Raw genomic sequence first — 23,380 nt, 5'->3', positions numbered from 1 at the left:
GGCGGCTACTTCCCCAGCTTCCCCGCGATCTCGGGCACCTTCTCCAGCTGCGGGCGCACGCTCGCCAGCGGGCCGACGATCACCACGTTCAGCTTGTCCACCGGCAGTTCGCGCTTCGCCGCCGCCTGGAAGTCCGCCGCCGTCAACGCGCTGACCTTGCCGACGTAGCCATTGAGGTAGTCCGCGCCGAGGCCCAGCAGGTCGAGGTTCGCCAGCGAGGCCGCGAGCCCGTCGCGCGAGGACAGGCCCAGCACGAAAGTGCCGTTCATGTAGTTCTGGATGCCCTTCACCTCGGCGGCGGTGGGCAGGGTGTCCTGCATCCGGCGGATCTCCTTGTAGATCTCGGTGATCGCCGGGCCGGTCGATTCGGCGGTGATGTCCGCGTCCTCGATCCAGGTGGAGCCCTGCACCTGCTGCGACAGCGTGGCGCCGGGCGAGTAGGTGTAGCCCTTGTCCTCGCGGATGTTGCGGGTGATGCGCGAGGAGAAGTAGCCGCCGAGCAGCGTGCTGGCCGCGCGGAAATCGACGTCGTACTTCTGCTTGGCCACGCGGGTGCCGATCAGCACGGTCGACTGCGGCGCGCCTGGGCGATCGAGCAGCACCACCTTGGCGGGCGCGGGAGCGGGCGCGGGCAGCTCGGCGGGGGCTGGCCCCGCCTGCCAGCCGCCGAACGCCTTCTCCACCGCCGCGCGCACCGTAGCGTCGTCGAAGCGGCCGACGATGTACAGATGCGTGCGCGCCGCGCCGAAGTTCGCGGCGTGAAAGGCCTTCACCTGCGCCAGCGTATAGCCCGAAAGCTGCTGCGGCGTCGGGAAGACGCGGCCGTAGGGGTGGTTCGCATAGACGGTGCCCTGGAACGCCTCGGCCGCGAGGGAGCCGGGGCTGGACTTGGCGATCATGAGGTTGCGCAGCAGGTCGGCTCGGACCTTTTCCAGCTCGGCGGGGCTCATGTCGGGCCGCTGGAGCAGGTCGGCGACGAGGGCGATGGCCTGGGGCGTGAATTCGCCCAGCACGTCGATCGAGGCGGTGGCCGCGTCGACGCCTGTGGAGAGCGAGAGCCCGCCGCCCATGCCCGCCGCCGCCTCTGCCAGCTGCGAGGCGTCGCGCCCGCCTGCGCCCTTCTGCATCAGCGCGCCGGTAATGTCGGCGAGCCAGACGTTCGTGCCGTCGTCGATGTTGCCGGTGCGCACCATGGCGGCGATGGAGACCTTGGGCACGTTGCCGTGCTGAGCCATCGTCACCTTCATGCCGTTGGGGAGCGTGAATTCGGTGAGCTGCGGCAGCGCGAAGGGCCGGGGCGCTGCGGGCGCGGGCGGCGCCTCGCGCGCGATGGTCGGGGCGGGCGCGGCGGCCATGAAGCCCAGCGCGGCGGCGGAGAGGCTGAATGCCCTGATCGAAGTCATCTCCATGCCCTCCTTACTTCGCTGCGGCCGGAGCCGGGGCAGCCTGCGCCGCGCCTGGCTTGAGGCTGATGATCGTGCGGTTGCTCGCGCGCAGGTATTCCTTCGCGGTCTTCTGGATCAGCGCGGGGGTGACCGCCTCGATCTCCTGTTCCAGCCGGTTGATCCGCCCCGGATCGTCATCGAACAGCGCGAAGCTGGCGAGCAGGTCGACGAGGCCGAAGCGATTGCCGTCGCCGATCGCGTCGTAGAGCGAGGAGCGCGCCTTGGTCTTGGCGCGGGCGAGTTCGGCGGCGCCGACGGGCCTGTCCTGGAGGTCCTTCACCACCGCGTCGACATCGGCGAGGACCTGCGCGTCGGTCACTTCCGGCCCGTGGATCAGCATCGCCGACCACAGCATCGGTCCGTTGTAGTTGTAGGCATTGCCCAGCGGCCAGTTGATCCCGCCCGACACGTCGCCGGTATAGCCCTTGTCGTTGACCAGTACCTTGACCAGCCGGCTGTCGGCGCCCTGGATCAGCATCAGGTCGATCAGGCGCATCGCCGCCGCCTCGGGCGTGTCCTTGGGCGGCACGTGGTAGGCGAAGGAAAGCGCCGGCTGCGGGGCCAGCGCGTCGGTCTTCTCGGTGCGCTTCTCCGCGGTCTGGCGCGGTTCGGAGACGTCGGGGAACTTGAGGCTGGCCGAGGCCGGGATCGGCCCGAAGTACTTCTCCGCCCAGCCCATCACCTGCGCCGGATCGACGTCGCCCGCCACCACCAGCACCGCGTTGTTCGGGACGTAGTAGTCCTTGAAGAACTGCTGCACGTCGGTGAGGGTCGCCGCGTCGATCTCCTTGAGATCGCCGTAGAAGTTATGCGCGTTGTACCAGTTGACGTTCGCCACCTGCGGCAGATCGAGCCACGGGAAACCGCCATAGGGCTGGTTGATGACGTTGACCTTCACCTCGTTCTTCACAACGCCCTGCTGGTTGGTCAGGTTGTCCTGCGTGATGTCGAGGCCCCTCATGCGGTCCGCCTCGGCCCACAGGAAGGTCTCGGTCGTGTTGCTGGGCACGGCCTCGTAGTAGTTGGTGAAGTCGAACCGGGTCGAGCCGTTGAGCACCCCGCCGTTCGAGTTGACGAGGCCGATGAATTCCGCCTTGCCCAGGTTCTTCGAGCCCTGGAACATCATGTGCTCGAACAGATGCGCGAAGCCGGTGCGGTCGCGCGGTTCCACCCGAAAACCGATGCCGTAGTAGACGCCGACGGTGGCGGTGGGCACCGTGTGGTCGGGCGAGATCACGACCTTCAGCCCGTTCGCCAGCTTGTGGTATTCGACCGGCACCTGACCCCCCTTCGGAGCCGGGGCGGCGGCAAGCGTGCCCGCCTTGGGCGCGGCCATCGCCGGACTGGCGGCCAGCGCCGCGAGCGATGCGGCGGCGAGGAAGGCGGCGCGTCTGAATGTGCCGTTCAAGACCATGTGGTTCGTGCTCCCGGAAAACCCTGGCGGCGGAACGTCCTTCCGGCGCGACCTGTGCACTGGCAGACTATCGACCCGGTCCGGGATTTCAATCGACGAGCGACATTTTCCCATCCACCGGAAGCGTCGATCAGGTCCGAATTGAACGCTTTATCCCCCGTGTATACTCGGCTCGGCGCGGGAATGGGGTAATAGTATTACCGCCATTTAACGCGCTCGGTACTTGCCGATTCTGATAAAATCGCCCTCTTAGCGAGGGACATTGCATGCAGCGGATCGGCGAACTGGATGGCCTGCGCGCCATATTAGCGTTTTGGGTGCTGTTCGTTCACATATCGAAGGCGGTTTACGACGTGGACCTGCTGCCGCTGGCGGATTTGATTTATAACGAAAACACGCGTGTGAAGATCTTCTTCATGATCAGCGGCATGGTCGTGATCGGCATGCTGGCTGCAAAGAAGCCGCGTTATGTCGATTACATGCGCGGGCGCCTGCTGCGGATCTATCCGGCCTTCTTCGTCGCCCTCGTCCTGTCCCTGCTGGTCATGCCCATCGGCCGCGACGCTCTCCAGCATATCCCGTTCGACGCGCCCCAGAATGCCCACAGGCTGCGGATCATGGATGCCACGGTCGAGAATCTCTGGCTCCACCTGGCGGCCCATCTCACCATGCTGCACGGCGTCGTTCCGCATAACCTGCTGAAGTACGTGGAAACTGCGATCATCGGGCAGGCATGGAATATCTCGACTGAATTCCAGTTCTACATCGTCGCCCCCGCACTGCTGTGGATACTCGCCCGTCCCGGGCCGGGCCGCTGGATCGGCCTGGCAGGCGTCGCGCTGTGCGTAGTGGCCGGGACGCGCTATCCCAACAGCGCCAACCTCGGCGCCAACGCGCTCTTCTTCGCGATCGGGATCGTATCCTACTACGTCATCAACAATGCCAACCGGCTCTTCGCGGCGCCACTCGTGAGATACGCCGCGCCCGCATGCGTGATGGTGGTGGCGGCCGCGGTGGCCCGATCCGAGCTGGCGATCACCATCTGGCTGATGTTCCTGCTGCTCGTCACGCCCTACTATCTGGGCTTCTGGAGCGCCCGCCCCCTGGCGGCGCTGGCATCGCCGGCGATGACGTTCCTGGGCAAGCTGTCCTACTCTGTCTACCTGAGCCACATGGTCGTCATGTACCCGGTCCTCTGGCTGCTCAACGACCTGGGCCTGTCCAGGACGACATATTTCCTGGTCCTGCTGGCCGCGACCACGCTTGGCGCCACCGCGCTGGCCTACGCCATCAATCGCTATGTCGAGGAACCGTTCGCCCGGATGGGCCGGACGCCGGACAGGTCGGGCAAGGCGAAGTCCGCGCTGGTCTCGGGCTAGAACGTCACAGCACTTCCGCCACGCCCTCGAGGCTGCTGCGCAGCTTGTCGATGGCCTGGGCCTTGAGCTGGTGGACGCGCGGGACCGAGACCTGGAGCACCTCGGCGATCTCGGCGAGGTTGAGTTCCTCGACGAAGTAGAGCTGGACGATCAGCTTGAGCCGGTCGGGCAGATCGGTGATCGCCGCGATCACCGCCCCGCGGGTCTCCTCGTCGGCGAGCAGCGTGAAGCTGTCGGGCGTCTCGGCGGCGAAGGCCATGTTCTGGTCGGAATAGGCCTCGTCGAGCGAATCGAAGCGCAGCGGCTGGCTGGAGGCTCGCAGGGTGGCCAGCTCGCTCTCGTCGATGCCCATCGCCCGTGCCAGTTCGTCGCCGCGAGGATCGCGGCCGAGGCTGCCGCGCAAGCTCGTCTCCTTCTCGGCGAGCAGGCGGCGGCGCTCGGTAGCTCCGCGCGACAGCGGCACGGTGCGGCGAATCATGTCCACCATCGCCCCGCGCACGCGCATCTTGGCATAGGCCGCGAACCCGTCCTCGGTCGGGCCGGAATGCTTCTGCGCGCACTCGGTCAGCGCGACGAGCCCGGCCTGGACGAGGTCCTCGACCTCGATGCCCGGCCGCCCGCTGCCATGGACGTGCCACGCCTGGCGGCGGACCATCGGCAGGAAACGGCGGACGCGGTCGGCGACGTCGCCCTGATAGGCGCGCATCGCGGCGGCGGCAGGATGGGGAGGGATCGGCGTCGGGACGGACATCTGGTTCATGCAGCCATGCTTTCGGCATTGTCGGGCGCGGGCAGGCCGCGAGGTTCGGGAGGCGCGGGCGCGGCGCCGATCACGTCGATGACCTCGATCGGCTGGGTCGCGGGCAGTTCGGAGATCGACAGGACCAGGCAGGCCGGCGCGCGCATCCGCAGCAGTGCGGCGAGCGTGCGGCGGGCCCTGGGCTGCACCACCAGCGTCAGCGGGATCGCATGCGGCCCACGCTCCTCGCCCAGCGCGGCGACCCGCTCGCCGATCATGCGGGCGAGGTCAGGCTCGATCACCGGCTGTCCGGTCGCAGGATCGAGCATGCCCTGCACGATCGCGCCTTCCAGCCCGGCGTCGAGCGTCACCACCGGCAGGCGCGCGCTCGGCGGGCAGATCCGCCCGACGATCAGCGCGCCGAGGTCGGCGCGGACCAGCTCGACGAGGCGGTCGTGGTCGACCGTGGTCTGCACTGCGCGCGACAGGCTGGCGAAGATCGGCACGAGATGCGCGATCGGGATGTGGTCCTCCAGCAGAGCGCGCAGCAGGCGGGTGACGGCGGCAAGGCTGAGGGGCGCCGGGTGGACCGTCTCGACGAGGCCGGCCGAGTGCTCCTTCAACGACTCGATCAGCGCGCGCACCTGGTCGGGGCCGAGCAGGTCCTGCGGCCGGGCGGACAGCAGCTGGTTGAGGTGAGTGGCGATCACGGTGCCGGGATCGACGGTCAGGAAACCCTCGGCAGTGGCGTGGTCACGCGCGGCTGGGTCGATCCACAGCGCCGGGCAGCCGAAGCTGGGGTCCCAGGTGGGCTCGCCGCGCAGGGCGTGGTGGGGGCTCGCCTCGCCGGCGTCGATCGCCAGCACTTTGTCGGCCCGGATCGCGCCGCCGCCCAGGTTCACCCCGCCCAGCACGATGCGGTACTCGTGCGGCGGCATGTCGAGCGCGTCGCGCACGCGGAACTGGGGCACGATGAAGCCGAACGACTGGCTCAGCTGCTTGCGCACCCCGGTGACGCGGGTCACCAGCGGCGACCCGCGCCGCTCGTCGACCAGCTGGACCAGGCCGTAGCCCAGCTCGATGGTGACGAGGGTGTGGTCGGACACGTCCTCCAGCTCGATGCGCGCGGGATCGACGGGCTCGGCAGGTGCCTCGACCACGACAGGCGCGATCAGGGCACGCTCGGCGCGTTTACGCAGGCTATGCCACATCCATGCGGCAAGCGCGGCGGCGGGGAGGAAGATGCTCTGCGGCATCGCCGGGATCATGCCGATCGCGCCGAGCACGACGGCAACCGGCAACCACGTGCCGGGGGCGGCAAACTGGTTGCCGATCTGCCCGGCAAGGTCGCGGCTGTCCGACACGCGGGTGACGATGACGGCAGCGGCGATCGAGAGCAGCAGCGAGGGCACCTGCGCCACCAGCGCGTCGCCGATGGCCAGCGTGATGTAAGCCTGCGCGGCCTCGGTGGCGGAGAGGCCGTGCGAGATCATGCCGAGGCAGAAACCGGCTATGATGTTGACGCCCAGGATCAGCAGCGCGGCGATCGCGTCGCCCTTCACGAACTTGGAGGAGCCGTCCATCGAGCCGTAGAAGTCGGCCTCGGTCGCCACTTCGCGGCGGCGCGCCTTGGCTTCGTCGGCGGTCATGAGGCCGGCGGCAAGGTCGGCGTCGATCGCCATCTGCTTGCCCGGCAGCGCGTCGAGCGTGAAGCGCGCGGAGACTTCCGAGACGCGGCCCGCGCCCTTGGTGACGACCACCATGTTGATGATGACGAGGATCAGGAACACGAAGATGCCGACGGCGAAGTTGCCGCCGATCAGGAAGGCGCCGAAGGCCTCGATCACCTTGCCCGCAGCAGCCTCGCCCTCGTGCCCGTGGACCAGCACGACGCGGGTCGAGGCGACGTTGAGCGAGAGGCGCAGCAGCGTCGCGAACAGCAGGACCGAGGGGAACGCCGAGAAGTCGAGCGGCTTCTCCGCATTCATCGCCGCCATCAGCACCGCCACCGACAGCGCGATGTTGAGCACGAAGGCGACGTCGAGCACGAAGGCCGGCACCGGCACGATCATCAGCACGATGAGCACGAGGATGCCCGTCGGCAGCGCGATGGTCCCGGCGTTGCGGAAACGCGAGAGGAGGCTCACAGGCCCAGCCTCGCGAGCTTGGAATAAGCCTCGCGGACATGGCCGGACGCGGCGGTGTCGGAGGCCCCGAAGGCTGCCTGCAGCGTCTCCGCCATCGAACGCGGGGCGATGGACGCCGTGGGAGCGGCGGCGGGCTGGCCCGCGTGGAACTCGCGGGCGAGCGGGCCGGAGGGCTGGTAGCTGGCGGTCTCGAACCCGGCGCTCTGGAATCCGGTATCGTAGGGAATGTTCGGGCTTCCCTCGGCCCGTTCGGCCGCTGCGCCGGGGCCGAAGCCGCCTTCCATCGCGCCGTCGACCTTGCCGCGCATCAGCGCCATGACCTGCCCGACCGAGCGCGGCGCGCCGCCGGAAAAGAAGATCGAGCGATTGGCGGCGGCGGCCTTGGGGAGGATGCCCGCCGCGCTCTGGCCGGGATCCTCGGCGAGCGCGGAGAGGAACTTGCCGGCGCCCGCGGAGCCGAGGAAGTGCGCCAGGTAAAGCTCGGCGGCGTCAGGCTCGCGGCCGAGGCGAGCAGTGAGGTCGGCGCGGTTGTCGGCGGCGAGTTCGCCCGCCATCAGCGCCGAGACCTGTGGGTCGTAGCGCAGCCCCATGACCTGCGCGCGGGTGGCCGGATCGGCGATCGCTCCGCCCTGGATCGCGTCGCTCACCCAGCCCATGCCGTGCTCGGCGCCGTGGCGGTCGAGGGTGCTGAGCCAGGTGCCCGAGGTGAACTGGTAGAGCCCGGCCGCGCTGGAGGTGGCGGCCCGGGCGGTGGGATCGAGGCTCGATTCCAGCTTGGCCTGCGCCATGAGGTACTGGAAATCGACGCCCGTGGCCTCGGCCGCCTGCGCGATGGCGGCACGCACTTGCGCGCCTCCCGCAGCGGCCCGGCCCGCGATGGCTCCCCCCAGTGCCCCAAAGACTTGTCCGTCGCTCAAACCGAAACTCCCGGCAAACCATTTGCCGGGAGCGTTTGAGCAAGAGCCGTGCCAGATGGCGGGGTGTGGTTAACGCCTCAGCCGCGCCCACCTGCCATCGCATAGCCTGGGGGGATGCGGTAAAGCTGCGGACTGCCGGTCAGCGCGTTGAGGCGGCGCGTGACGTTGGCGGCGATGATGTTGCGGACCTGCCGGTTCACCTCGTTCAGGCGGCGCGCGGCGTCGAGCATGCCGCGGCATTCCTCGTCGAGATGCCCCCCACCGAGATGATCGCCCAGCGTGTCGAGCGTACCGCAAAGACGGTCCTTGTCGTGCGTGGTCCCGACGATCGCGTCGAGGTCCAGGCCGGCAAGTGCCTGCCGCTCGTCCTCGAGAACGGCAAGCATCTGCCGCAGGGCGTCGCGAAGTTGGGGCTCGCAAGGACGGGATTGGGGCATCTTAGTGTGCGCTCCTCAGCAACATGCCGGCCGCGATCATGGCGTCGGCGATCTTCGCGGGGAGGACGGGGTACTGACCCGATTCCACCGCCTTGCGGATCAGCGCCACGCGGTCGGTGTCGACCGGGGCGGCGCCGGGGTCCAGGGCTTTCGAAGTCTCCACGGCCGGGGCCGCCGAGATCGTATTCGTGGTCTGCGCCTTCGCCACGGTGGTCGTGGCATGGGCCGGGGTCGTTTCCGCCACGCGGGGGAGCCGGGTTTCGACGGCGCCGATGCGGGGGGCTGAGCCCACTTCGATAGGTGGCATATTGCCGCTCCTTGAGATGTCCTGTGATCCAGAACGGCCGGGGCGCGGCGGAATAAAGGGGTGGGCGGCAGGTTTTTGCCATGCGGCAGATGCTGGGCGGCAAACCGGCCCGAACCATCAGGGCAAAGCCACCGAGACGAGGCCGGGTCGCTCGATGCGGGCGCGCATCACTTCGGCGCGCACAGCCCGGCCCGGCACGGCGGCGGGGCGGACGCGGATCCAGCCGCCGACGGGGCCGGATTCCATCGCTTCGCCGGGTTGGGAGACGGTGAAACCATCGCCCATGACCGCGATCGCCACGGCATCGCCGCGCGCGACGGCGACCGGGCCGCCCTGCCCCGAGCCCGCGCCCCCGCTCCTGACCGGCACGAACAGGCGCCAGCCGGAGGGATCACCGCACTGGACGACGACGCTGTCCTGCGCCTGCGTGCGCCACGACAGCGCAAGGCCGCTGCGGCAGGGCTGCAGCCGCAGTCGCCGGTCGACCGGCGTCGCCGCGCCGCCCATCTCGCCCGCCGATGCGCCGGTGAAGCTCGCCACCTGGCGGTCTATGGCGTCGAGATCAGCGAAAGGCGCCGCGACGGAGGCAAGAAGAAACAGGCTGACGGACATTCACGACCCTTTGCGCGATGGAAGCGTACGGCGCCGTTACAGCAAGTCCCGTGCCACTCGGGCGGGGTCATCATAAGCCAGCGCCACGCGGGCCGGACCGGCGCCCGGTTCGATCACGAGCCGCGCCGTCAGCCCTGCCGCGCCCGCCTCGCCCAGCAGCCGCGACGCCTCGCGCAGGGCCGCGTCCCGCGCGCCGGGGGCGTCGCCGTAGCGGGCGGTGATGGTGAGCTGCTGGCGCGGGTCCAGCGCCTGCTGCCCAAGCCATTGGCCCAGCGACGGCGCGCCCGGCGCGGCTTCGTAGACAGCGAGGGGCTCGGCCATGGGCGCCGGACGGGCGGCGGGCGCCGTGTGTAGCCTCTCCGGTTTTGCCGGCGGCTGGCGGTGGAGGGCCGCCGCACTCAGCATGAACAGGATGAGGGAAAGGTCGGCGAGCGAGGTCTGCCAGCCGAACGAGGAACTGCCTTTCATCGGTGACGGCCACCGTGCGGCAGCGCGCCCGCGACCTGCTGCTCCAGCCAGTCGAGCACGCGCTGGCGTTCGCGCTCCTCGTCGGCGGCGCGGCGCGCGATCATGCGGGCGAGCGGGGCGAACAGCAGGTTGCCCAGCAGCAGGCCGTAGAGCGTGGTCAGCACCGCCATCGAGATCGCCGCGGTGAAGTCCCCCGCCGCGCCCGGATCGGCGGGCAGCCGAGTGAGCGAGACCAGCGTGCCGGCGAGGCCGAACACCGGCGAAAGCTCGGCAGCCTGCTCGAAAGTGCGGACCGCGCGGCGGCTGTGGTCCACCCGGCGGCGCTTGTGGGCGACGTGGGCGGCGTGGAGCGCGCCGAGCGAGCGGGTGCCGATCAGCGCGTCGGTGAGGTCGTCGAACTCGGCGTCGCCGAAGTGGTGCGGCTCGGCGCGGATGACGCCGTCCTGCTGCATCTCCTGCACCGGCACGGCCAGCTCCGCCTTGGCGCGAGCGGCATCGAAGCGCCCGCGCACCAGTCGCCCGGCACCGGCCAGCGCCATGCGCGTGTCCCAGACGCCGCAGCGAAGCACGGTGGCGAGGCAGGTGCCGCCCACCACGATCGCGGCGCTGGCGGGGTCGAACAGGGTATGGGCGATCATTTCTGGTTCTCCATTCGGAACGACAGAACGGCACCTGCCGCCCCGTTTCAGGCGGCAGCCCACATTTGCCGCTTTCCGGCAAAGACTTGCCGCCCCGGCCCGCTGCCCGCCTGGAACCCACGCAAAACCACTTCGGCAAAGCGCCGGAAACCGGCACTGCAACCGATTGGCACACCTCTTGCGAAACACCCGGCACACAGTTCGGGACACCCAACTTCGATGACGCAGGACCTGTTCGGAATACATGGCAAGGCGCTGGAACTGCGCTCGCAGCGCATGGGCGTGCTGGCCTCCAACATCGCCAATGCCGCGACCCCCGGGTACAAGGCGCGCGACATCGACTTCGGTGCCGCGATCAAGGCTGCCGATGCCGGCGCCTCCACCGACAAGGCCGCGCACGCCGCTACGCTCTACCGCGTGCCGGTGATGCCCTCGCTCGACGGCAACACGGTGGAGCTGCAGAACGAGCAGGTCGCCTTTTCCGAGAACGCGGTCGGCTATTCGACCACGCTCGAATTCATCCGCTCACGGGTCGACACCGTGAAGCGGGCGCTGCGGGGAGACTGACCTTGAGCAGCAACTCCAGCGGCCCGCTCAACCTCTTCAACGTCGCCCAGCGCGGCATGTCCGCGCAGCTGGTGCGGATGAACGCGGCGGCCTCCAACCTCGCCAACGCGGGGTCGGTCTCGAGCACCGAGGACGGCGCCTACAAGCCGATCCGCGCCGTCTTCTCGGAAGACCTCGACCGCGCCAGCGGCCTCTCCACCGTCGCCGTGTCCGGCGTGGTGCGCGAGAAGGCCGCGGCGGTGCGCCAGCACAATCCCGACCACCCCCTCGCCGATGCCAACGGCGACGTATGGTCCGCTCCCGTCGATGAGAACGCGGAGATGGTCGAAATGCTCGAAGCCTCCCGCCAGTACCAGAACATGGTCGAGGCCCTCTCCACCGCCAAGCAACTGATGCTCGAAACGATGAGGATGAAATGACCGTCACTTCCGTAACCTCGACCACCCCCACGTCGGGCACCGGCACGAAGGCCAAGTCCTCGCTGTCGCAGCTCGACCAGAACGACTTCCTCAAGCTCATGATGGAGCAGATGAAGCAGCAGGACCCGACCAACCCGGTCGATCAGAAGGAGATGCTGGCGCAGATGGCCCAGTTCTCCTCGCTCGCGGGCACCACCGAGATGAGCGACACGCTCAAGACCATCTCGAGCCAGCTGGATTCCCTGGCCTCCGCGCAGAAATCCACCGCCGACGCGGTTTCCGCGCTCGCCGCCGCCCAGACCGACAAGACCGCCTGACCCTTACTTTCGGAGACCTTTCCAGATGTCCTATTACACCTCGCTCACCGGCCTCAAGAACGCGCAGACCGAACTCAACGTCGTCGCGCACAACATCGCCAACGCCGAGACCAACGGCTTCAAGAAGAGCACCGCCGCCTTCGCCGACATCGTCTCGGCCTCGGTCATCACCGACCCGGCGCTGACCGTCGGCATCGGGTCGCGCGTCAGCAAGATCAACCAGGAGTTCTCGCTCGGCCCGATCGCGCAGACCGGCTCGGGCCTCGACCTCGCGATCGACGGCGAGGGCTTCTTCACCGTGAAGTCGCAGACCTCGGGCCAGACCGAATACACCCGCAACGGCGCCTTCGGCCTCGACGGCGAGGGCTACATCAAGAGCGCGCAGGGCGCGCGCCTCCAGGCCTTCCCGGTGACCAGTGGCGTTGCCGACACCACCTCGCTTCAAGACGTGCACGTACCCCAGACCAACGCCGCCGGCTCGTTCTTCGCCGGCGTGACCGTCGACGGCACCGGTCAGGTCATCGCGACGTACGCCGACGGCACCAGCGAGGTCGCCGGCAAGGTGGCGCTCGCCAACTTCGTCGCGCCCACCGGGCTCAAGCAGCTCGGCAGCTCGAGCTGGCAGGCCACCGGCAAGTCGGGTTCGCCCCTGTATGGCGAGCCGGGTTCGAACCTGTTCGGCAAGCTGAACTCGGGCTCGCTGGAGCGCTCGAACGTCGATATTGCCGAGGAACTGGTCAACATGATCAGCGCGCAGCGGTACTTCCAGGCCAACGCCAAGGCCATCGATACCGCCACGCAGATCTCGCAGACCGTCATCAACCTGCGCACCTGATGATGGGGGCGGGATGATGCCCGCCCCCTCGTGACCCGCCCCGAGGACCGCCCATGGACCGCCTGATCTACACCGCCGTCTCCGGCATGAACGCCTCGCTCAACCGCGAGCGCGTCATCGCCAGCAACATGGCCAATGCGCAGACGATCGGCTTCAAGGCCGAGATCCTGCAGGCGACGCCGATGACGCTCGAAGGCCCGCAGCTGCAGACGCGCAGCCTGTCGAGCACCGAAGTCACCGGCGCCTCGATGAAGGCGGGCGGGCTCAACCGCACCAACTACCCGCTCGACGTCGCCATGCAGGGCGATGCCATGCTGGCGGTGCAGGCGATGGACGGCCAGGAAAGCTACACCCGGCGCGGCGACCTTTCGGTCACCGTGACCGGCGTGCTGCAGAACGGCGACGGGCTGCCGGTAATCGGCCAGTCCGGCCCGATCACCGTGCCACCCGGCGCCAAGGTCACGATCGGTCCCGACGGCGGGGTCCTCGCCTCGGACCCGGAGACCCCCGACGCGGCCCCGCAGGTGCTCGACAAGCTCAAGCTCGTCAGCACCACGGGGACGCAAATTTCGAAGGACATTGCGGGCCAGTTCCGCGTTCCGAACGGCGGAATCCTGCCGGTGGACGAGAACGCTCAGGTGATTCCCGGAGCCCTCGAACAGTCCAACGTCAACCCTTCCGAAGTATTGGTGGAGATGGTCGCGGCGCAGCGGCTTTTCGACATGCGGACCAAGCTTGTCCAGACCGCCGGCACGCTCGACGAAGCCGGCGCGCGCCTGATGCGCCTGGATTGATCCAGAGCCCCTGAGAGGAAGTTTAGATGCCCAGTTCAGCACTGCAGGTCGCCCGCACCGGGCTCGAGGCGCAGGACACGCGCATGCGCGTGATCGCCAACAACCTCGCCAACGTCTCAACCACCGCGTTCAAGCGCGACCGCGCCAACTTCGCCACGCTCGCCTATCAGGACGCGCGGGTCGCGGGCGCGCAGTCCTCGACCGAGACTGCCTATGCCACCGGCCTGAACCTGGGCACCGGCGTCGCGGTCCAGTCGACCACGCGCATGGAGACGCAGGGCTCGCTGCAGACCACCGGCAACTCGCTCGACGTGGCGCTCGACGGCGACGGCTACTTCCAGGTGTCGATGCCCGGCGGCCAGCTCGCCTATACCCGCGCGGGCAACTTCAGCCGCTCGGCCGAGGGCCAGCTGGTGACTTCGCAGGGCTACCCCGTGCAGCCCGCGATCACCATTCCCGAAGGCGCGACCACCATCACCATCTCGGACGACGGCACCGTCTCGGCGCAGCTTGCCGGGCAGTCTGAGCCGAGCCAGCTGGGCCAGATCACCGTGGCCAGCTTCACCAACCCGGTGGCGCTGCAGTCGGCGAGCGACAACTTCATGCTCGAAACCGCGGGCAGCGGTCCGGCGCAGATCGGCATCGCCGGCCAGGAAGGCCGCGGCCACGTCCGCCAGGGCATGCTCGAAGCCTCCAACGTCAACATCGTCGAGGAGCTGGTCGACATGATCGAGACCCAGCGCGCCTACGAGATCAACTCCAAGATGATCTCCGCCGTCGACGAGATGCTGCGCAACGCCAACCAGACGCTGTGATGACCGCCAGCCGCTTCCCCCTTCTCGGCGCTTCGCTCGCCGTGCTTGCCCTCACCGCAACACCTGCCCTCGCGAAGAAGGCGCCGCAGCCGTCGGGCTTCGAGGCCACGCTGCCCGCGCCGCTGCCCGCCATGCCCGCGGCGGCGACGGGCGGCATCTTCAACGTCTCCGCCGGCTACGCGCCGCTCTACCAGGGCACGCGCGCGGCGCGGGTCGGCGATCCGCTGACGATCCTGCTGGTCGAGAGCACCACCGCCTCCAAGGCGGTCAGTTCCAAGAGCGGCAAGAGCGGCTCGCTGGGCGTCCAGCCGCCCACCAAGGGCCTGATCTCGAAGCTGCTGAATGCCGACGCGCTCAAGGCCGGTTCGAACTCGTCGTTCAACGGCCAGGGTAATGCCGCGCAGACCTCCTCGCTCAATACCACGCTGTCGGTCACCATCGCCGAGGTCCGTTCCAACGGCACCGCGCTGGTCCGGGGCGAGAAGAAGATGCTCATCAGCCAGGGCGACGAATGGGTCCGCTTCTCCGGCATCGTGCGCCTCGCCGACATCGACCAGGAAAACCAGATCGCCTCCGACCGCGTGGCCGACGCCCGCATGGAATACACCGGCAAAGGCGCGCTCCAGCAGGCCAGCAAGCAGGGCTGGCTGGGGCGGTTCTTCAACGTGATCTCGCCGTTTTGAGAAAGGTGATGAAACCGATCGCGAAGCAGATCGTCTCCATTCTCCCCTCCCGCCTGCGGGAGGGGTCGGGGGAGGGCGTGTCCGCAGCGCAACCCTCGAAAAACAAGCCCTCCCCTAACCCCTCCCGCAGGCGGGAGGGGAATCTGTGGATCAGCTTGCTCTGCGCGCTGATGGTGTTCGTGCCGAACACCGCTTTTGCCGAGCGCGTGCGCGACCTCGGCCAGTTCCAGGGCGTGCGCACCAACCAGCTGACCGGCTACGGCGTCGTCGTCGGCCTGCCGGGCACGGGCGACGACAACCTCGAATACCTGACGCAGGCGATGAAGGGCGTGTCGGGCCGCATGGGCCTGAACCTGCCGGCGGGCGTCGCCCCCGGCCTCAAGAACGCCGCCGCCGTCGTCATCACCGCCGACCTGCCCGCCTTCGCCAAGCCGGGCCAGCGCATCGACGTCACCGTCTCGACCATCGGCAAGGCCAAGTCCCTGCGCGGCGGCGCCCTGATCCTGACCCCGCTCTACGGCGCGGACGGGCAGGTCTACGCGATGGCGCAGGGCAACCTCGCGGTCGGCGGGCTCGACGCCTCGGGCAAGGACGGCTCCAAGGTCACCGTCAACATCCCGACCGTGGGCCGCATCGCCGAGGGCGCCAGCGTCGAACGCGCCGTCGCCACCGGCTTCGAGGCGGGCGAGACGCTGCGCTGGAACCTTTTCGAGGCCGACTTCCTCACCGCCAGCCGCGTGCGCGATGCGATCAACAAGCGCGTGCCCGGCATCGCCACCGTCGAGGACGGCGTGACCTTGGCCCTGCGCATGCCCGGCGACGCCGACAGCCGGGCCAGCATGATGGCCGCGATCGAGATGATCGACGTTTCCCCGGCCGAAACCGCAGCGCGAGTCATCGTCAACAGCCGCACCGGCACCGTCGTCATCAACTCGGCCGTGCGCCTGTCCCCCGCGGCGATCAGCCACAGCAAGCTGACCGTCCGCGTCGAGGAGAACGACCGCGTCTCGCAGCCCGGCCCGTTCAGCAATGGCAGGACGACGACCGAGAACCGGTCGAACGTCTCGGTCGAGGAGGAGCAGCGCTCGGTCGCGCTGTTCAAGGGCGGCGCCTCGCTGTCCAAGGTGGTCGACGCGCTCAACATGCTCGGCGTCACCCCGTCCGACCTCGTCGCGATCCTCGAGGCGCTCAAGCAGGCGGGTGCGCTGAAAGCGGAAATGGTGGTGATATGAGCACGATCCTCGCCCCCGTCGCCGGCATGGCGGCCAAGGCCGACGCCACCGACCGCGAGAAGCTGAAGGTCGTCTCCAAGCAGTTCGAGGCCGTCTTCGTGCGCGAAATGCTCGCCGCCGCGCGCAAGACCAGCTTCGGCAGTGAAGGCGGCGCGGGCGACATCGACGGCGGCCAGGGCCTCGACACCTTCCGCCAGCTCCAGGACGAGCGCTTCGCCGACGTCACCGCGCAGAGCGGCACGCTCGGCCTCGCCAAGATCATCGAGGCGCAGATGGCGCGCTTCGTGGATGCGGCGCCTGCGGCTGACACCGCCCCGGCGCCAGCCCCCAAGCCCGGTTCGTGATGGATCACGCGGAGGTGCGGAAACTCGGAGGAGAGGAAGGTTGGTTCGCGCAAAGGCGCAAAGGCGCCAAGATGTGCCGCCGCACCGCAGGTGCCTTCCCCGCAGCAACGCTGCGGCAAACGCCCCCGGGAAAGGATAAGCGGCTTCGCCGCAACCACGCCCCCTCTGCGCCTTTGCGCCTTTGCGCGAACCTGATCTTTCCCTTCTCCGCGCCTCCGCCCCTTCGCGTGAAACAGGCTCCAAAACCGACCCATCCTTTAACCGCGACCCGCGCTGCCGTTCTACAGTCGCGATACCAGACCCAACGTAACGGACCCCGCTAAACCATGGGCGCAGACCTCCTCTCCATCGGCAGTTCCGGCGCGCGCGTCGCCCGCAGCGCGCTGGACGTGACGGCGAACAACATCGCCAACGCCTCGTCCGAGGGCTACGTGCGCCGCAGCGTCGCGGTGAGCGAGGTGTCGGGCGGCACCAACCCCGCCGCGCCGACCGCGATCAACCTCGCCGGCGCGCGGATCACCGGGATCGTGCGCAATGCCGACGCCTTCCGCCAGTCCGAAGTGCGCCGCACCGGCTCCGACGCCGCGCGCGCCTCGGCCGAAGTGCAGGGGCTGGAGAACGTCGAGTCCGCGCTGGAACAGACCGGCGTCTACCCATCGATCGTCGCCTTCGAAGGCAGCATCAAGCAGCTGCTGTCCGATCCCACCGACGGCAGCTTGCGCGCACAGGCCGTCGAGAACGGGCGCACTCTGGCGCAGACTTTCAACACCGCCTCGCAAAGCCTCGACGCCGCCGCGCGCGGCCTGCAGTTCGAGGCGCAGGACGGCGTCAACCAGGTCAACCGCATCGCCGGCGAACTGGGCCGCGTGAACCTGCGCCTGATGCGCTCGGCGGACACCTCCAGCGACCAGTCGGGCCTGCTCGACCAGCGCGACGCCCTGCTCCAGCAGTTGAGCGACCATGCGGACATCACCACTACCATCAATGCCGACAAGTCGGTCTCGGTGATGCTGGGCGGGCCGACCGGCGCCGCGCTCGTCTCGGGGGCGAGCGTCAATACGCTGGCGATGACCACCGCCGCTAACGGCACGCTGTCGTTCACCGTGAACAGCCAGGCGACCACGCTCAGCTCGGGCGCGATCGCGGGCAAGGCGCAGGCGCTGGTCGAACTGGGCAGCGCGCGCACGCAGCTGGACACCATCGCCGCCGGCATCGTGACGACCATGAACACCGCGCAAAGCTCCGGCGTCGACCTTGCAGGGAACGCCGGGCAGCCGCTGTTCTCCGGCACGAGCGCGGCGAACATCGCCATGGTCGCGGCCAATGGCAGCGCCATCGCCACGGCGCCCGCGGGCGCGGCGGCGGGCAGCCGCGACGTGACCAATCTCGACACCATGCGCAGCGCGCTCACCGCCGCCGACCCGGCGGGGGCGATGGACACGCTGCTGTTCGGCGTCTCCAGCGCGGTCGCGGGCCGCACCACCACGCGCGACGCGCTCGAATCCATCTCCACCAGCGCCCGGACCGCGCTGGCCGCCCAGGCCGGGGTCAACCTCGACGACGAGGCGGTCAACCTCGTCCGCTTCCAGCAGGCCTACCAGGCCTCGGCGCGGGTGATGCAGGTCGCCTCCGACATCTTCGATTCCATCCTCGCGATCAGGTGAGCCAGCCATGACCACGATCTCCACCAGCACCGGCGCCTTTTTCGACAAGTCGCGAACCGACATGAAGGCGCTGCGTTCGCAGGCCGAATCGTTGCAGTCGCAGCTGTCCAGCTCCAGCCGGCTGGACCGCTCGTCGGACAACCCGGTCGCCGCCTCGCGCCTGCGCTCGCTGTCGCGGCAGGAGACGCTGTCGCAGATCGACACCGCCAACGCCACGCGCGCCAATGCCGACCTGACGCTGGCCGATTCCGCCATGTCCGACATGGCCGACGCGATCATTCGTGCACAGGAACTGGCGACGCAGGCCGCCTCCTCCACCCTCACCGGCGAGCAGCGCAGCGCCATCGGCACCGAGCTGGAGCAGATCAACCAGAACCTGCTGGCCCTTTCGAACGCCCGCGATTCCAGTGGCCACGCCCTGTTCGGCGGCGAGACTTCCGGCGATGCCTACAAGCTCGACGCCGCCGGCAAGGCCGCTTACGTCGGCACCGCCAGCGTGGAAGAACTGCCGCTGGGCGAGGGCCAGAGCGTCACCCGCTCGATGACCGGCCCGCAGTTCCTCGGCTTCACCGGCAAGGACGGCAATCCCACGGACGTCATGGCGACGGTGAAGGCGCTGTCCGACGCGCTGAAGACCGGCTCCGCCACCAGCGCCGCCGCCAGCGACGCGCTCGCCAACCTCCAGACCGGGCTCGACACGCTCTCCACCGGGCAGACCGTGGTCGGCACGCGCCTCGCCTGGATCGAGCTGACCGGCGAGCGGCGCGCCGACCTCTCGCAGCTGCGCTCGACCGAGCAGGCCGACATCGGCGGCACCGACATCGCCTCCACCATGGCGCGGCTGCAGGAAACGCTGACCGTGCTGGAGGCCAGCCAGGCCAGCTTCTCGAAGCTCGCCGGCCTCAGCCTGTTCGACCAGCTGCGCTGATGGCCGCGCGCACCGACATCTGAACACCCACCCCGTCCCCCTCGCGCAGGCGGGGGCCCGGCTTTGTCTTTCGTCCTCGCGGAAGAAAAGCGGGATCAGGAAATGTGGAGAGCGCGCTGGGGTCGAGTTGCCGTGCCTCGTCCATACCGGCGGCCGGGGCGGCGTAAACGAGACCCGATCAGCCACTCTCGTAAACCTGCGTAAGGCGCGGAAAAGCAGAACTAACCAACTGCGAGCTACGCCAGTCGCACACGGAAGCGTGATTCCGGCCGCCCGGCCTCGCGCCTGCGCACCGGTTTCCCACACGAAGGACCCTGATCCATGTTCGCAATCATCGGCGTCGTCATCCTGCTGGTGATGGTCTTCGGCGGCTTCGCGATCACCGGCGGCGCGCTGGGCCCGGTGCTGGAAGCGATCCCGCACGAGATGCTGATCATCGGCGGCGCCGCGATCGGGGCGATCGTGACGGGCAACTCGATGCACGAGCTGAAGGGTCTGGGCGGCGGCATGATGAAGGTGTTCAAGGGCCCCAAGCACAACAAGCAGGACCACATCGACGTCATCATCCTGACGACGCGCCTGATGAAGATCCTGCGCGTCGACGGCCCGGTCGCGCTGGAAAGCCACGTCACCGATCCCAAGTCCTCCGCCATCTTCGCCGAATTCCCGCGCATCCTCGGCAACGCCGCGCTGGTCCACCTCATCGCCGACACCCTGACGCTGATCGTCGTCTCCTCGGGCACGCTGGAGGTCCATGCGGTCGAGGACGTGATGGACAACGCGATGAAGACGCACTTCCACGAGGCCCACGAGGCGCAGCACGCGCTGCAGGGCCTTGCCGACGCTCTGCCCGCCCTCGGCATCGTCGCCGCCGTGCTCGGCGTGGTGAAGACCATGGGCTCGATCGACAAGCCGCCCTCGATCCTGGGCGGGATGATCGGCTCGGCGCTGGTCGGCACGTTCATGGGCGTCATGCTCGCCTACGGTATGGTCGCGCCGATGGCGGGCCGCCTCAAGCAGGTGCTGGAGGCCGACGAGCAGATCTTCCACGCGGTCAAGCAGGTCATCATCGCAAGCCTCCACGGCTGGCCGCAGCCGCTGGTGGTTGAATCGGCCCGCTCGGGCCTCGGCCATGCGTTCCGCCCCAGCCTGTCAGACCTGCTCGACGCCATGCGGGGCAAGTGAAGTGGCCAAGAAGCCCGACGAACCCATCCGCCCGATCATCGTCAAGAAGATCACCGTTGTCGCCGGGGGCCACCACGGCGGCGCGTGGAAGGTCGCCTACGCGGACTTCGTGACCGCGATGATGGCGTTCTTCCTGCTGCTGTGGATCCTGGGCGCCACCACCGAGAAGCAGCGCAAGGGCATCGCCGACTACTTCTCGCCGACGCTGGTGAAGAACCGCAAGTCGGGCTCGGGCTCGGGCACCGGGCTGCTCGGCGGCACTTCGCTCACCGCCAAGGACAAGCTGCCCCACCCCGGCGGCAGCGGTAACAAGGCGATCACGGTCCCCAAGGACACCACCGGCGGGCCGAAGGAAGGCGCCAAGCGCAGCCAGCGCGCCAAGCAGGAGGTCGAGGCCAAGCTCAGGTCCACCGAGCGCCTGCGCCGACTGGCCAAGCAGGTGCGCCTCGTCGACACCACCGAGGGCGTTCGGATAGACCTCGTCGACGACGCCAATTTCTCGATGTTCCGCATGGGCACCACGATCCTGACGCCCGAGGCCGCCGAACTCATCGACGCGCTCGGCCAGGCGCTGAGCGATGACAAGGGCGGGTTGACCCTGCGCGGCCATACCGACGCGCTGCCCTACAAGCCGGGCACGGTCGGCAACAACTGGTCGCTTTCGGCTGGCCGGGCCGAGGCCACGCGCCAGGCCCTGCTGCGCGACGGCGTCAAGGAAGACCGATTCCGCCGCATCGAGGGCGTGGCCGATAAGGAACTGCTCATCCCCGCCGACCCGCACGACCCGCGCAACCGGCGGATTTCGATCACGGTTCTGGACTGAGCCAACGGCCCGTCATCCCAGCCTTCGCCGGGATGACGTATTAGCGCGCCAGCGATCCCCCCACGCTTGCCCCGCGCGCCCTTGCGCATCACCATCCCTCGCAAAACAAGAGGGAGAGCGCAGATGCCATTCACCGGCCCGGTCGAGGACCGCCTCGCCATCCGCGAGCTTTACGGCACGTATGCCGACGCCAGCTGGCGCGGGGACCGGGCGCTGTGGCTCACCACTTTCACTGAAGACGGCCGCTGGACCAGCCACCTGTTCGACGCGGCCGGCCATGCAGCCCTCGCCGAGACCTGGGATGGGCTGTGGAAGGACTGGGCCTCGGTCGCCTTCATGGCCGAGATCGGTTCGATGGAGATCGCGGGCGATGGCGCGGCCGTGCGCAGCTATGCCCGCGAGGTCGTGCAGACGAAGGAAGGCGCGATCTTCAAGCTCTGCGGCCGCTACGAGGATGCCTTGGTGCGCGAAGGCGGCGAATGGAAGTTCGCCCGCCGCGACTACACCCTGACCATCGGCGAGTTCCCCGAATGACCTTCACCGGGCCGCAAGCCGACCGCATGGCGATTCGCGAGCTGATGGAATGCTATGCCGACGCCGCCTCGCGCATCGACAAGGCGCAGTGGCTCGGCTGCTGGGCCCCGGATGCGGTCTGGGCGATGCGGCAGGGCGATATCGTCGGGCTCGAGGCGCTGTCGCAGACCTGGGACATGATCTTCGGTGCGGTCGATGCGCTGGCGTTCTTCGCCATGCCCGGCGCCATCGCGGTCACCGGCGACACCGCAACCGCCCGCTGCCACGTCCGCGAGATCGTCCGCCGGGGCGGCGAAGTGAGCAAGCTTTCCGCCCGCTACGACGACGAACTGGTGCGTCATGAAGGCCGCTGGACATTCGCGCGCCGGACTTATGTGATGAACATCGAGGAGTAGAATGGCCCGGCCGGGTAACCCTCTCGCCCGCCTCTGATCCTCCACCACCCGTCATCCCGGCGCAGGCCGGGACCCAGCTAACGAAAATCGCCGCGAAGCGACTTTGTTTGCGGGGCTGGGCCCCGGCCTGCGCCGGGATGACGATCTGATGGTCTGAAAGCCGCGCATTTTCCTACACGTCCGAAGGCTGATAGGTTCTCGCCGGGTCTTTCACATCGTCGTTCGCAGCGTGCCCCGGCAGCTTCAAGGAAGCCCGCGCCGCGCATGCCTTTCATCAACTTGCGTTTTGCGCACCTGCACAAACCGAAACGCCCGGCGGTCAAGGGACAGACCGCCGGGCTGGGCCCTCCGGGGGACGGGAGGCCGTGAGGGTATTCGGTAGAATTAGCGCAGCAGCGACAGGACGTTCTGCTGGCTCTGGTTGGCCTGCGCCAGCATCGCCGTCGAAGCCTGGCTGAGGATCTGGGCCTTCGCCATCTGCGTCGTTTCGGTCGAGTAGTCGGCATCTTCGATGCGGCTGCGGGCGTCGGACAGGTTGGTGACGTTGTTGGTCAGGTTGTTGATCGCCGATTCGAGGCGGTTCTGGCCGGCGCCGAGCGAGGCGCGGGTGGCGTTTACGTCCTTGAGCGCGGCATCGACCTTGGTCAGCGTGGTAGCGGCCTTGGTCGAGTCCGTCACGTCGAGCGACGAGGCGGTGAGGTTGGTGCCGTCGATGGCCTTCGAGGTCAGCGTGACCTTCTCGCCCGAGTTCGCGCCGGTCTGGATGTCGAAGCTGAGGTCCGAGCCCGAAGTGGTCGAGAGCAGCGCGTTGCCGTTGAACTTGGTCTGCGTCAGGGAGTCGCTGATCTGCGAGGTGAGGGCGGTGACTTCCTGCTGCATCGCAGCGCGGTCGGAGGTCTGGTAGGTGCCCGAGGCCGACTGGATCGCCAGTTCACGCACCCGCTGCAGCATGTTGCTGACCTCCGAAAGCGAACCCTCGGCGGTCTGGGCCAGCGAGATACCGTCGTTGGCGTTGCAGATGCCCTGGCTCATGCCGCGGATCTGCGAGGTCATCGAGGTCGAGATGGCAAGGCCCGCGGCGTCGTCCTTGGCGGAGTTGATGCGCTTGCCGGTCGACAGGCGCTCCATCGCGGTGCCGAGCATCTTGTTGGCGGAATTCGAAGCATTCGAAGCGCGGATGGCGCTGATATTGGTGTTGATGACTGACATGGTGTTCCCCGGTAGGCCTTCTGCTTGAAGGCCCCGATCCTGGCGCCTTCTTCGTATGGCCAGGAGAACGGCGGAGGCTGTGAGTATTTAAGCGGAACCTGCTTTCGCTTGATCGCGCATTGAATCCCCCGCA

The 23,380-nt window shown here is 68.4% G+C and carries 27 protein-coding genes; 16 read left to right on the top strand and 11 right to left on the bottom strand.

All coding sequences use genetic code 11. The annotated features are described in order from the left end of the window. Positions 1-5 precede the first annotated feature (5 nt). Together PMI02_RS16505 and PMI02_RS16500 are read right to left on the bottom strand one after the other, a co-directional pair. Complete coding sequence (locus PMI02_RS16505; RefSeq protein WP_007684891.1) at positions 6-1,403, bottom strand: pitrilysin family protein; 1,398 nt, start codon at positions 1,401-1,403, stop codon at positions 6-8. Between the two features lie 13 nt (positions 1,404-1,416). Next, positions 1,417-2,859, bottom strand: coding sequence for a pitrilysin family protein (locus tag PMI02_RS16500; RefSeq protein ID WP_007684888.1), 1,443 nt, complete (start codon positions 2,857-2,859; stop codon positions 1,417-1,419). Between the two features lie 266 nt (positions 2,860-3,125). On the opposite strand from PMI02_RS16500, the gene PMI02_RS16495 reads away from it, so the two are divergent. After that, the gene (locus tag PMI02_RS16495) at positions 3,126-4,238 is read left to right on the top strand and encodes an acyltransferase (RefSeq protein WP_007684886.1); all 1,113 of its coding nucleotides are present in this window, start codon (positions 3,126-3,128) and stop codon (positions 4,236-4,238) included. A gap of 4 nt (positions 4,239-4,242) precedes the next feature. Here PMI02_RS16495 and PMI02_RS16490 read toward each other — a convergent pair whose 3' ends face one another. From PMI02_RS16490 to PMI02_RS16455, 8 genes are all read right to left on the bottom strand, one after another. Further along, the gene (locus PMI02_RS16490; RefSeq protein WP_007684884.1) at positions 4,243-4,998 is read right to left on the bottom strand and encodes a sigma-70 family RNA polymerase sigma factor; all 756 of its coding nucleotides are present in this window, start codon (positions 4,996-4,998) and stop codon (positions 4,243-4,245) included. Beyond that, positions 4,995-7,049, bottom strand: a complete 2,055-nt coding sequence (locus tag PMI02_RS16485) for a flagellar biosynthesis protein FlhA (RefSeq protein WP_369751236.1) — start codon at positions 7,047-7,049, stop codon at positions 4,995-4,997. Before PMI02_RS16485 ends, PMI02_RS16490 begins: the two co-directional genes overlap by 4 nt. Before the next feature lie 71 nt (positions 7,050-7,120). Beyond that, positions 7,121-8,041, bottom strand: coding sequence for a transglycosylase SLT domain-containing protein (locus tag PMI02_RS16480; RefSeq protein ID WP_238539098.1), 921 nt, complete (start codon positions 8,039-8,041; stop codon positions 7,121-7,123). A 77-nt stretch (positions 8,042-8,118) separates the two neighbouring features. Next, positions 8,119-8,478, bottom strand: coding sequence for a flagellar protein FlgN (locus PMI02_RS16475; protein WP_007684877.1), 360 nt, complete (start codon positions 8,476-8,478; stop codon positions 8,119-8,121). A gap of 1 nt (position 8,479) precedes the next feature. Further along, on the bottom strand, positions 8,480-8,785 hold the full coding sequence (gene flgM, locus PMI02_RS16470) for a flagellar biosynthesis anti-sigma factor FlgM (protein ID WP_007684876.1): 306 nt from the start codon (positions 8,783-8,785) through the stop codon (positions 8,480-8,482). Positions 8,786-8,902: 117 nt separating this feature from the next. Next, complete coding sequence (locus PMI02_RS16465) at positions 8,903-9,397, bottom strand: flagella basal body P-ring formation protein FlgA (RefSeq protein WP_007684874.1); 495 nt, start codon at positions 9,395-9,397, stop codon at positions 8,903-8,905. 36 nt (positions 9,398-9,433) lie between these two features. Further along, positions 9,434-9,865 (bottom strand): hypothetical protein, encoded by a 432-nt coding sequence (locus PMI02_RS16460; protein ID WP_007684872.1) that lies wholly within the window; start codon positions 9,863-9,865, stop codon positions 9,434-9,436. Continuing rightward, on the bottom strand, positions 9,862-10,503 hold the full coding sequence (locus PMI02_RS16455) for a MotA/TolQ/ExbB proton channel family protein (RefSeq protein WP_007684869.1): 642 nt from the start codon (positions 10,501-10,503) through the stop codon (positions 9,862-9,864). The genes PMI02_RS16460 and PMI02_RS16455 overlap by 4 nt, the downstream gene beginning before the upstream one ends. A gap of 219 nt (positions 10,504-10,722) precedes the next feature. On the opposite strand from PMI02_RS16455, the gene flgB reads away from it, so the two are divergent. The 15 genes from flgB to PMI02_RS16380 all read left to right on the top strand — a co-directional run bounded on the left by flgB (position 10,723) and on the right by PMI02_RS16380 (position 22,038). After that, the gene (flgB, locus tag PMI02_RS16450; RefSeq protein WP_007684867.1) at positions 10,723-11,070 is read left to right on the top strand and encodes a flagellar basal body rod protein FlgB; all 348 of its coding nucleotides are present in this window, start codon (positions 10,723-10,725) and stop codon (positions 11,068-11,070) included. A gap of 2 nt (positions 11,071-11,072) precedes the next feature. Then, the gene (gene flgC / locus PMI02_RS16445; protein WP_007684865.1) at positions 11,073-11,489 is read left to right on the top strand and encodes a flagellar basal body rod protein FlgC; all 417 of its coding nucleotides are present in this window, start codon (positions 11,073-11,075) and stop codon (positions 11,487-11,489) included. After that, positions 11,486-11,806, top strand: coding sequence for a flagellar hook assembly protein FlgD (locus PMI02_RS16440; RefSeq protein ID WP_007684863.1), 321 nt, complete (start codon positions 11,486-11,488; stop codon positions 11,804-11,806). Before flgC ends, PMI02_RS16440 begins: the two co-directional genes overlap by 4 nt. A gap of 25 nt (positions 11,807-11,831) precedes the next feature. Further along, positions 11,832-12,641: a flagellar hook-basal body complex protein gene (locus PMI02_RS16435; protein WP_007684861.1), complete on the top strand. Its 810-nt coding sequence runs from the start codon at positions 11,832-11,834 to the stop codon at positions 12,639-12,641. Between the two features lie 53 nt (positions 12,642-12,694). Next, positions 12,695-13,435 (top strand): flagellar basal body rod protein FlgF, encoded by a 741-nt coding sequence (locus PMI02_RS16430; protein ID WP_007684859.1) that lies wholly within the window; start codon positions 12,695-12,697, stop codon positions 13,433-13,435. A gap of 26 nt (positions 13,436-13,461) precedes the next feature. Beyond that, entirely contained in the window at positions 13,462-14,250 is a 789-nt protein-coding gene (gene flgG / locus PMI02_RS16425; RefSeq protein WP_007684857.1) for a flagellar basal-body rod protein FlgG, read from the top strand. After that, positions 14,250-14,933, top strand: a complete 684-nt coding sequence (locus PMI02_RS16420; protein WP_007684855.1) for a flagellar basal body L-ring protein FlgH — start codon at positions 14,250-14,252, stop codon at positions 14,931-14,933. The genes flgG and PMI02_RS16420 overlap by 1 nt, the downstream gene beginning before the upstream one ends. A gap of 170 nt (positions 14,934-15,103) precedes the next feature. Continuing rightward, positions 15,104-16,165, top strand: a complete 1,062-nt coding sequence (locus PMI02_RS16415; protein WP_157222556.1) for a flagellar basal body P-ring protein FlgI — start codon at positions 15,104-15,106, stop codon at positions 16,163-16,165. Further along, positions 16,162-16,509 (top strand): rod-binding protein, encoded by a 348-nt coding sequence (locus PMI02_RS16410; RefSeq protein WP_007684851.1) that lies wholly within the window; start codon positions 16,162-16,164, stop codon positions 16,507-16,509. The genes PMI02_RS16415 and PMI02_RS16410 overlap by 4 nt, the downstream gene beginning before the upstream one ends. Positions 16,510-16,835: 326 nt before the next feature. Next, positions 16,836-18,173, top strand: coding sequence for a flagellar hook-associated protein FlgK (gene flgK / locus PMI02_RS16405; protein ID WP_007684849.1), 1,338 nt, complete (start codon positions 16,836-16,838; stop codon positions 18,171-18,173). Positions 18,174-18,180: 7 nt separating this feature from the next. Continuing rightward, positions 18,181-19,101 carry a flagellar hook protein FlgL gene (locus tag PMI02_RS16400; protein WP_007684846.1) on the top strand — a complete coding sequence of 307 codons (921 nt, stop codon included), beginning with the start codon at positions 18,181-18,183 and terminating at the stop codon, positions 19,099-19,101. Between the two features lie 321 nt (positions 19,102-19,422). Then, positions 19,423-20,286 carry a flagellar motor stator protein MotA gene (gene motA / locus PMI02_RS16395; protein ID WP_007684844.1) on the top strand — a complete coding sequence of 288 codons (864 nt, stop codon included), beginning with the start codon at positions 19,423-19,425 and terminating at the stop codon, positions 20,284-20,286. Between the two features lies 1 nt (position 20,287). Further along, positions 20,288-21,109 carry a flagellar motor protein MotB gene (locus PMI02_RS16390; RefSeq protein WP_007684842.1) on the top strand — a complete coding sequence of 274 codons (822 nt, stop codon included), beginning with the start codon at positions 20,288-20,290 and terminating at the stop codon, positions 21,107-21,109. Positions 21,110-21,232: 123 nt separating this feature from the next. Next, a complete protein-coding gene (locus PMI02_RS16385; protein WP_007684840.1) occupies positions 21,233-21,643 on the top strand; it encodes a nuclear transport factor 2 family protein in 411 nt (136 codons plus the stop codon). Then, positions 21,640-22,038 carry a nuclear transport factor 2 family protein gene (locus tag PMI02_RS16380; protein ID WP_007684839.1) on the top strand — a complete coding sequence of 133 codons (399 nt, stop codon included), beginning with the start codon at positions 21,640-21,642 and terminating at the stop codon, positions 22,036-22,038. The genes PMI02_RS16385 and PMI02_RS16380 overlap by 4 nt, the downstream gene beginning before the upstream one ends. 384 nt (positions 22,039-22,422) lie before the next feature. Here the strand turns inward: PMI02_RS16380 and PMI02_RS16375 are convergent, their stop codons facing one another. Next, positions 22,423-23,247 (bottom strand): flagellin, encoded by an 825-nt coding sequence (locus PMI02_RS16375; protein WP_007684836.1) that lies wholly within the window; start codon positions 23,245-23,247, stop codon positions 22,423-22,425. Between the last annotated feature and the right edge of the window lie 133 nt (positions 23,248-23,380).

The organism is Novosphingobium sp. AP12 (assembly GCF_000281975.1).
Classification (GTDB): domain Bacteria; phylum Pseudomonadota; class Alphaproteobacteria; order Sphingomonadales; family Sphingomonadaceae; genus Novosphingobium.
The sequence above is the reverse complement of the archived record's forward strand: the minus strand, read 5'-3'. Positions and strand labels throughout refer to the sequence as shown.

Coding starts and splice junctions, on each gene's coding strand:
- PMI02_RS16375 (WP_007684836.1), bottom strand. CDS start 23,247: ATGTCAGTCATCAACACCAATATCAGCGCCATCCGCGCTTCGAATGCT.
- PMI02_RS16500 (WP_007684888.1), bottom strand. CDS start 2,859: ATGGTCTTGAACGGCACATTCAGACGCGCCGCCTTCCTCGCCGCCGCA.
- PMI02_RS16435 (WP_007684861.1), top strand. CDS start 11,832: ATGTCCTATTACACCTCGCTCACCGGCCTCAAGAACGCGCAGACCGAA.
- PMI02_RS16505 (WP_007684891.1), bottom strand. CDS start 1,403: ATGACTTCGATCAGGGCATTCAGCCTCTCCGCCGCCGCGCTGGGCTTC.
- PMI02_RS16485 (WP_369751236.1), bottom strand. CDS start 7,049: ATGATCGTGCCGGTGCCGGCCTTCGTGCTCGACGTCGCCTTCGTGCTC.
- PMI02_RS16415 (WP_157222556.1), top strand. CDS start 15,104: ATGGTGTTCGTGCCGAACACCGCTTTTGCCGAGCGCGTGCGCGACCTC.
- flgG (WP_007684857.1), top strand. CDS start 13,462: ATGCCCAGTTCAGCACTGCAGGTCGCCCGCACCGGGCTCGAGGCGCAG.
- PMI02_RS16440 (WP_007684863.1), top strand. CDS start 11,486: ATGACCGTCACTTCCGTAACCTCGACCACCCCCACGTCGGGCACCGGC.
- PMI02_RS16460 (WP_007684872.1), bottom strand. CDS start 9,865: ATGAAAGGCAGTTCCTCGTTCGGCTGGCAGACCTCGCTCGCCGACCTT.
- PMI02_RS16465 (WP_007684874.1), bottom strand. CDS start 9,397: ATGTCCGTCAGCCTGTTTCTTCTTGCCTCCGTCGCGGCGCCTTTCGCT.
- PMI02_RS16410 (WP_007684851.1), top strand. CDS start 16,162: ATGAGCACGATCCTCGCCCCCGTCGCCGGCATGGCGGCCAAGGCCGAC.
- flgM (WP_007684876.1), bottom strand. CDS start 8,785: ATGCCACCTATCGAAGTGGGCTCAGCCCCCCGCATCGGCGCCGTCGAA.
- PMI02_RS16490 (WP_007684884.1), bottom strand. CDS start 4,998: ATGAACCAGATGTCCGTCCCGACGCCGATCCCTCCCCATCCTGCCGCC.
- flgK (WP_007684849.1), top strand. CDS start 16,836: ATGGGCGCAGACCTCCTCTCCATCGGCAGTTCCGGCGCGCGCGTCGCC.
- PMI02_RS16495 (WP_007684886.1), top strand. CDS start 3,126: ATGCAGCGGATCGGCGAACTGGATGGCCTGCGCGCCATATTAGCGTTT.
- PMI02_RS16475 (WP_007684877.1), bottom strand. CDS start 8,478: ATGCCCCAATCCCGTCCTTGCGAGCCCCAACTTCGCGACGCCCTGCGG.
- PMI02_RS16430 (WP_007684859.1), top strand. CDS start 12,695: ATGGACCGCCTGATCTACACCGCCGTCTCCGGCATGAACGCCTCGCTC.
- motA (WP_007684844.1), top strand. CDS start 19,423: ATGTTCGCAATCATCGGCGTCGTCATCCTGCTGGTGATGGTCTTCGGC.
- PMI02_RS16400 (WP_007684846.1), top strand. CDS start 18,181: ATGACCACGATCTCCACCAGCACCGGCGCCTTTTTCGACAAGTCGCGA.
- PMI02_RS16385 (WP_007684840.1), top strand. CDS start 21,233: ATGCCATTCACCGGCCCGGTCGAGGACCGCCTCGCCATCCGCGAGCTT.
- flgB (WP_007684867.1), top strand. CDS start 10,723: ATGACGCAGGACCTGTTCGGAATACATGGCAAGGCGCTGGAACTGCGC.
- PMI02_RS16455 (WP_007684869.1), bottom strand. CDS start 10,503: ATGATCGCCCATACCCTGTTCGACCCCGCCAGCGCCGCGATCGTGGTG.
- PMI02_RS16380 (WP_007684839.1), top strand. CDS start 21,640: ATGACCTTCACCGGGCCGCAAGCCGACCGCATGGCGATTCGCGAGCTG.
- PMI02_RS16420 (WP_007684855.1), top strand. CDS start 14,250: ATGACCGCCAGCCGCTTCCCCCTTCTCGGCGCTTCGCTCGCCGTGCTT.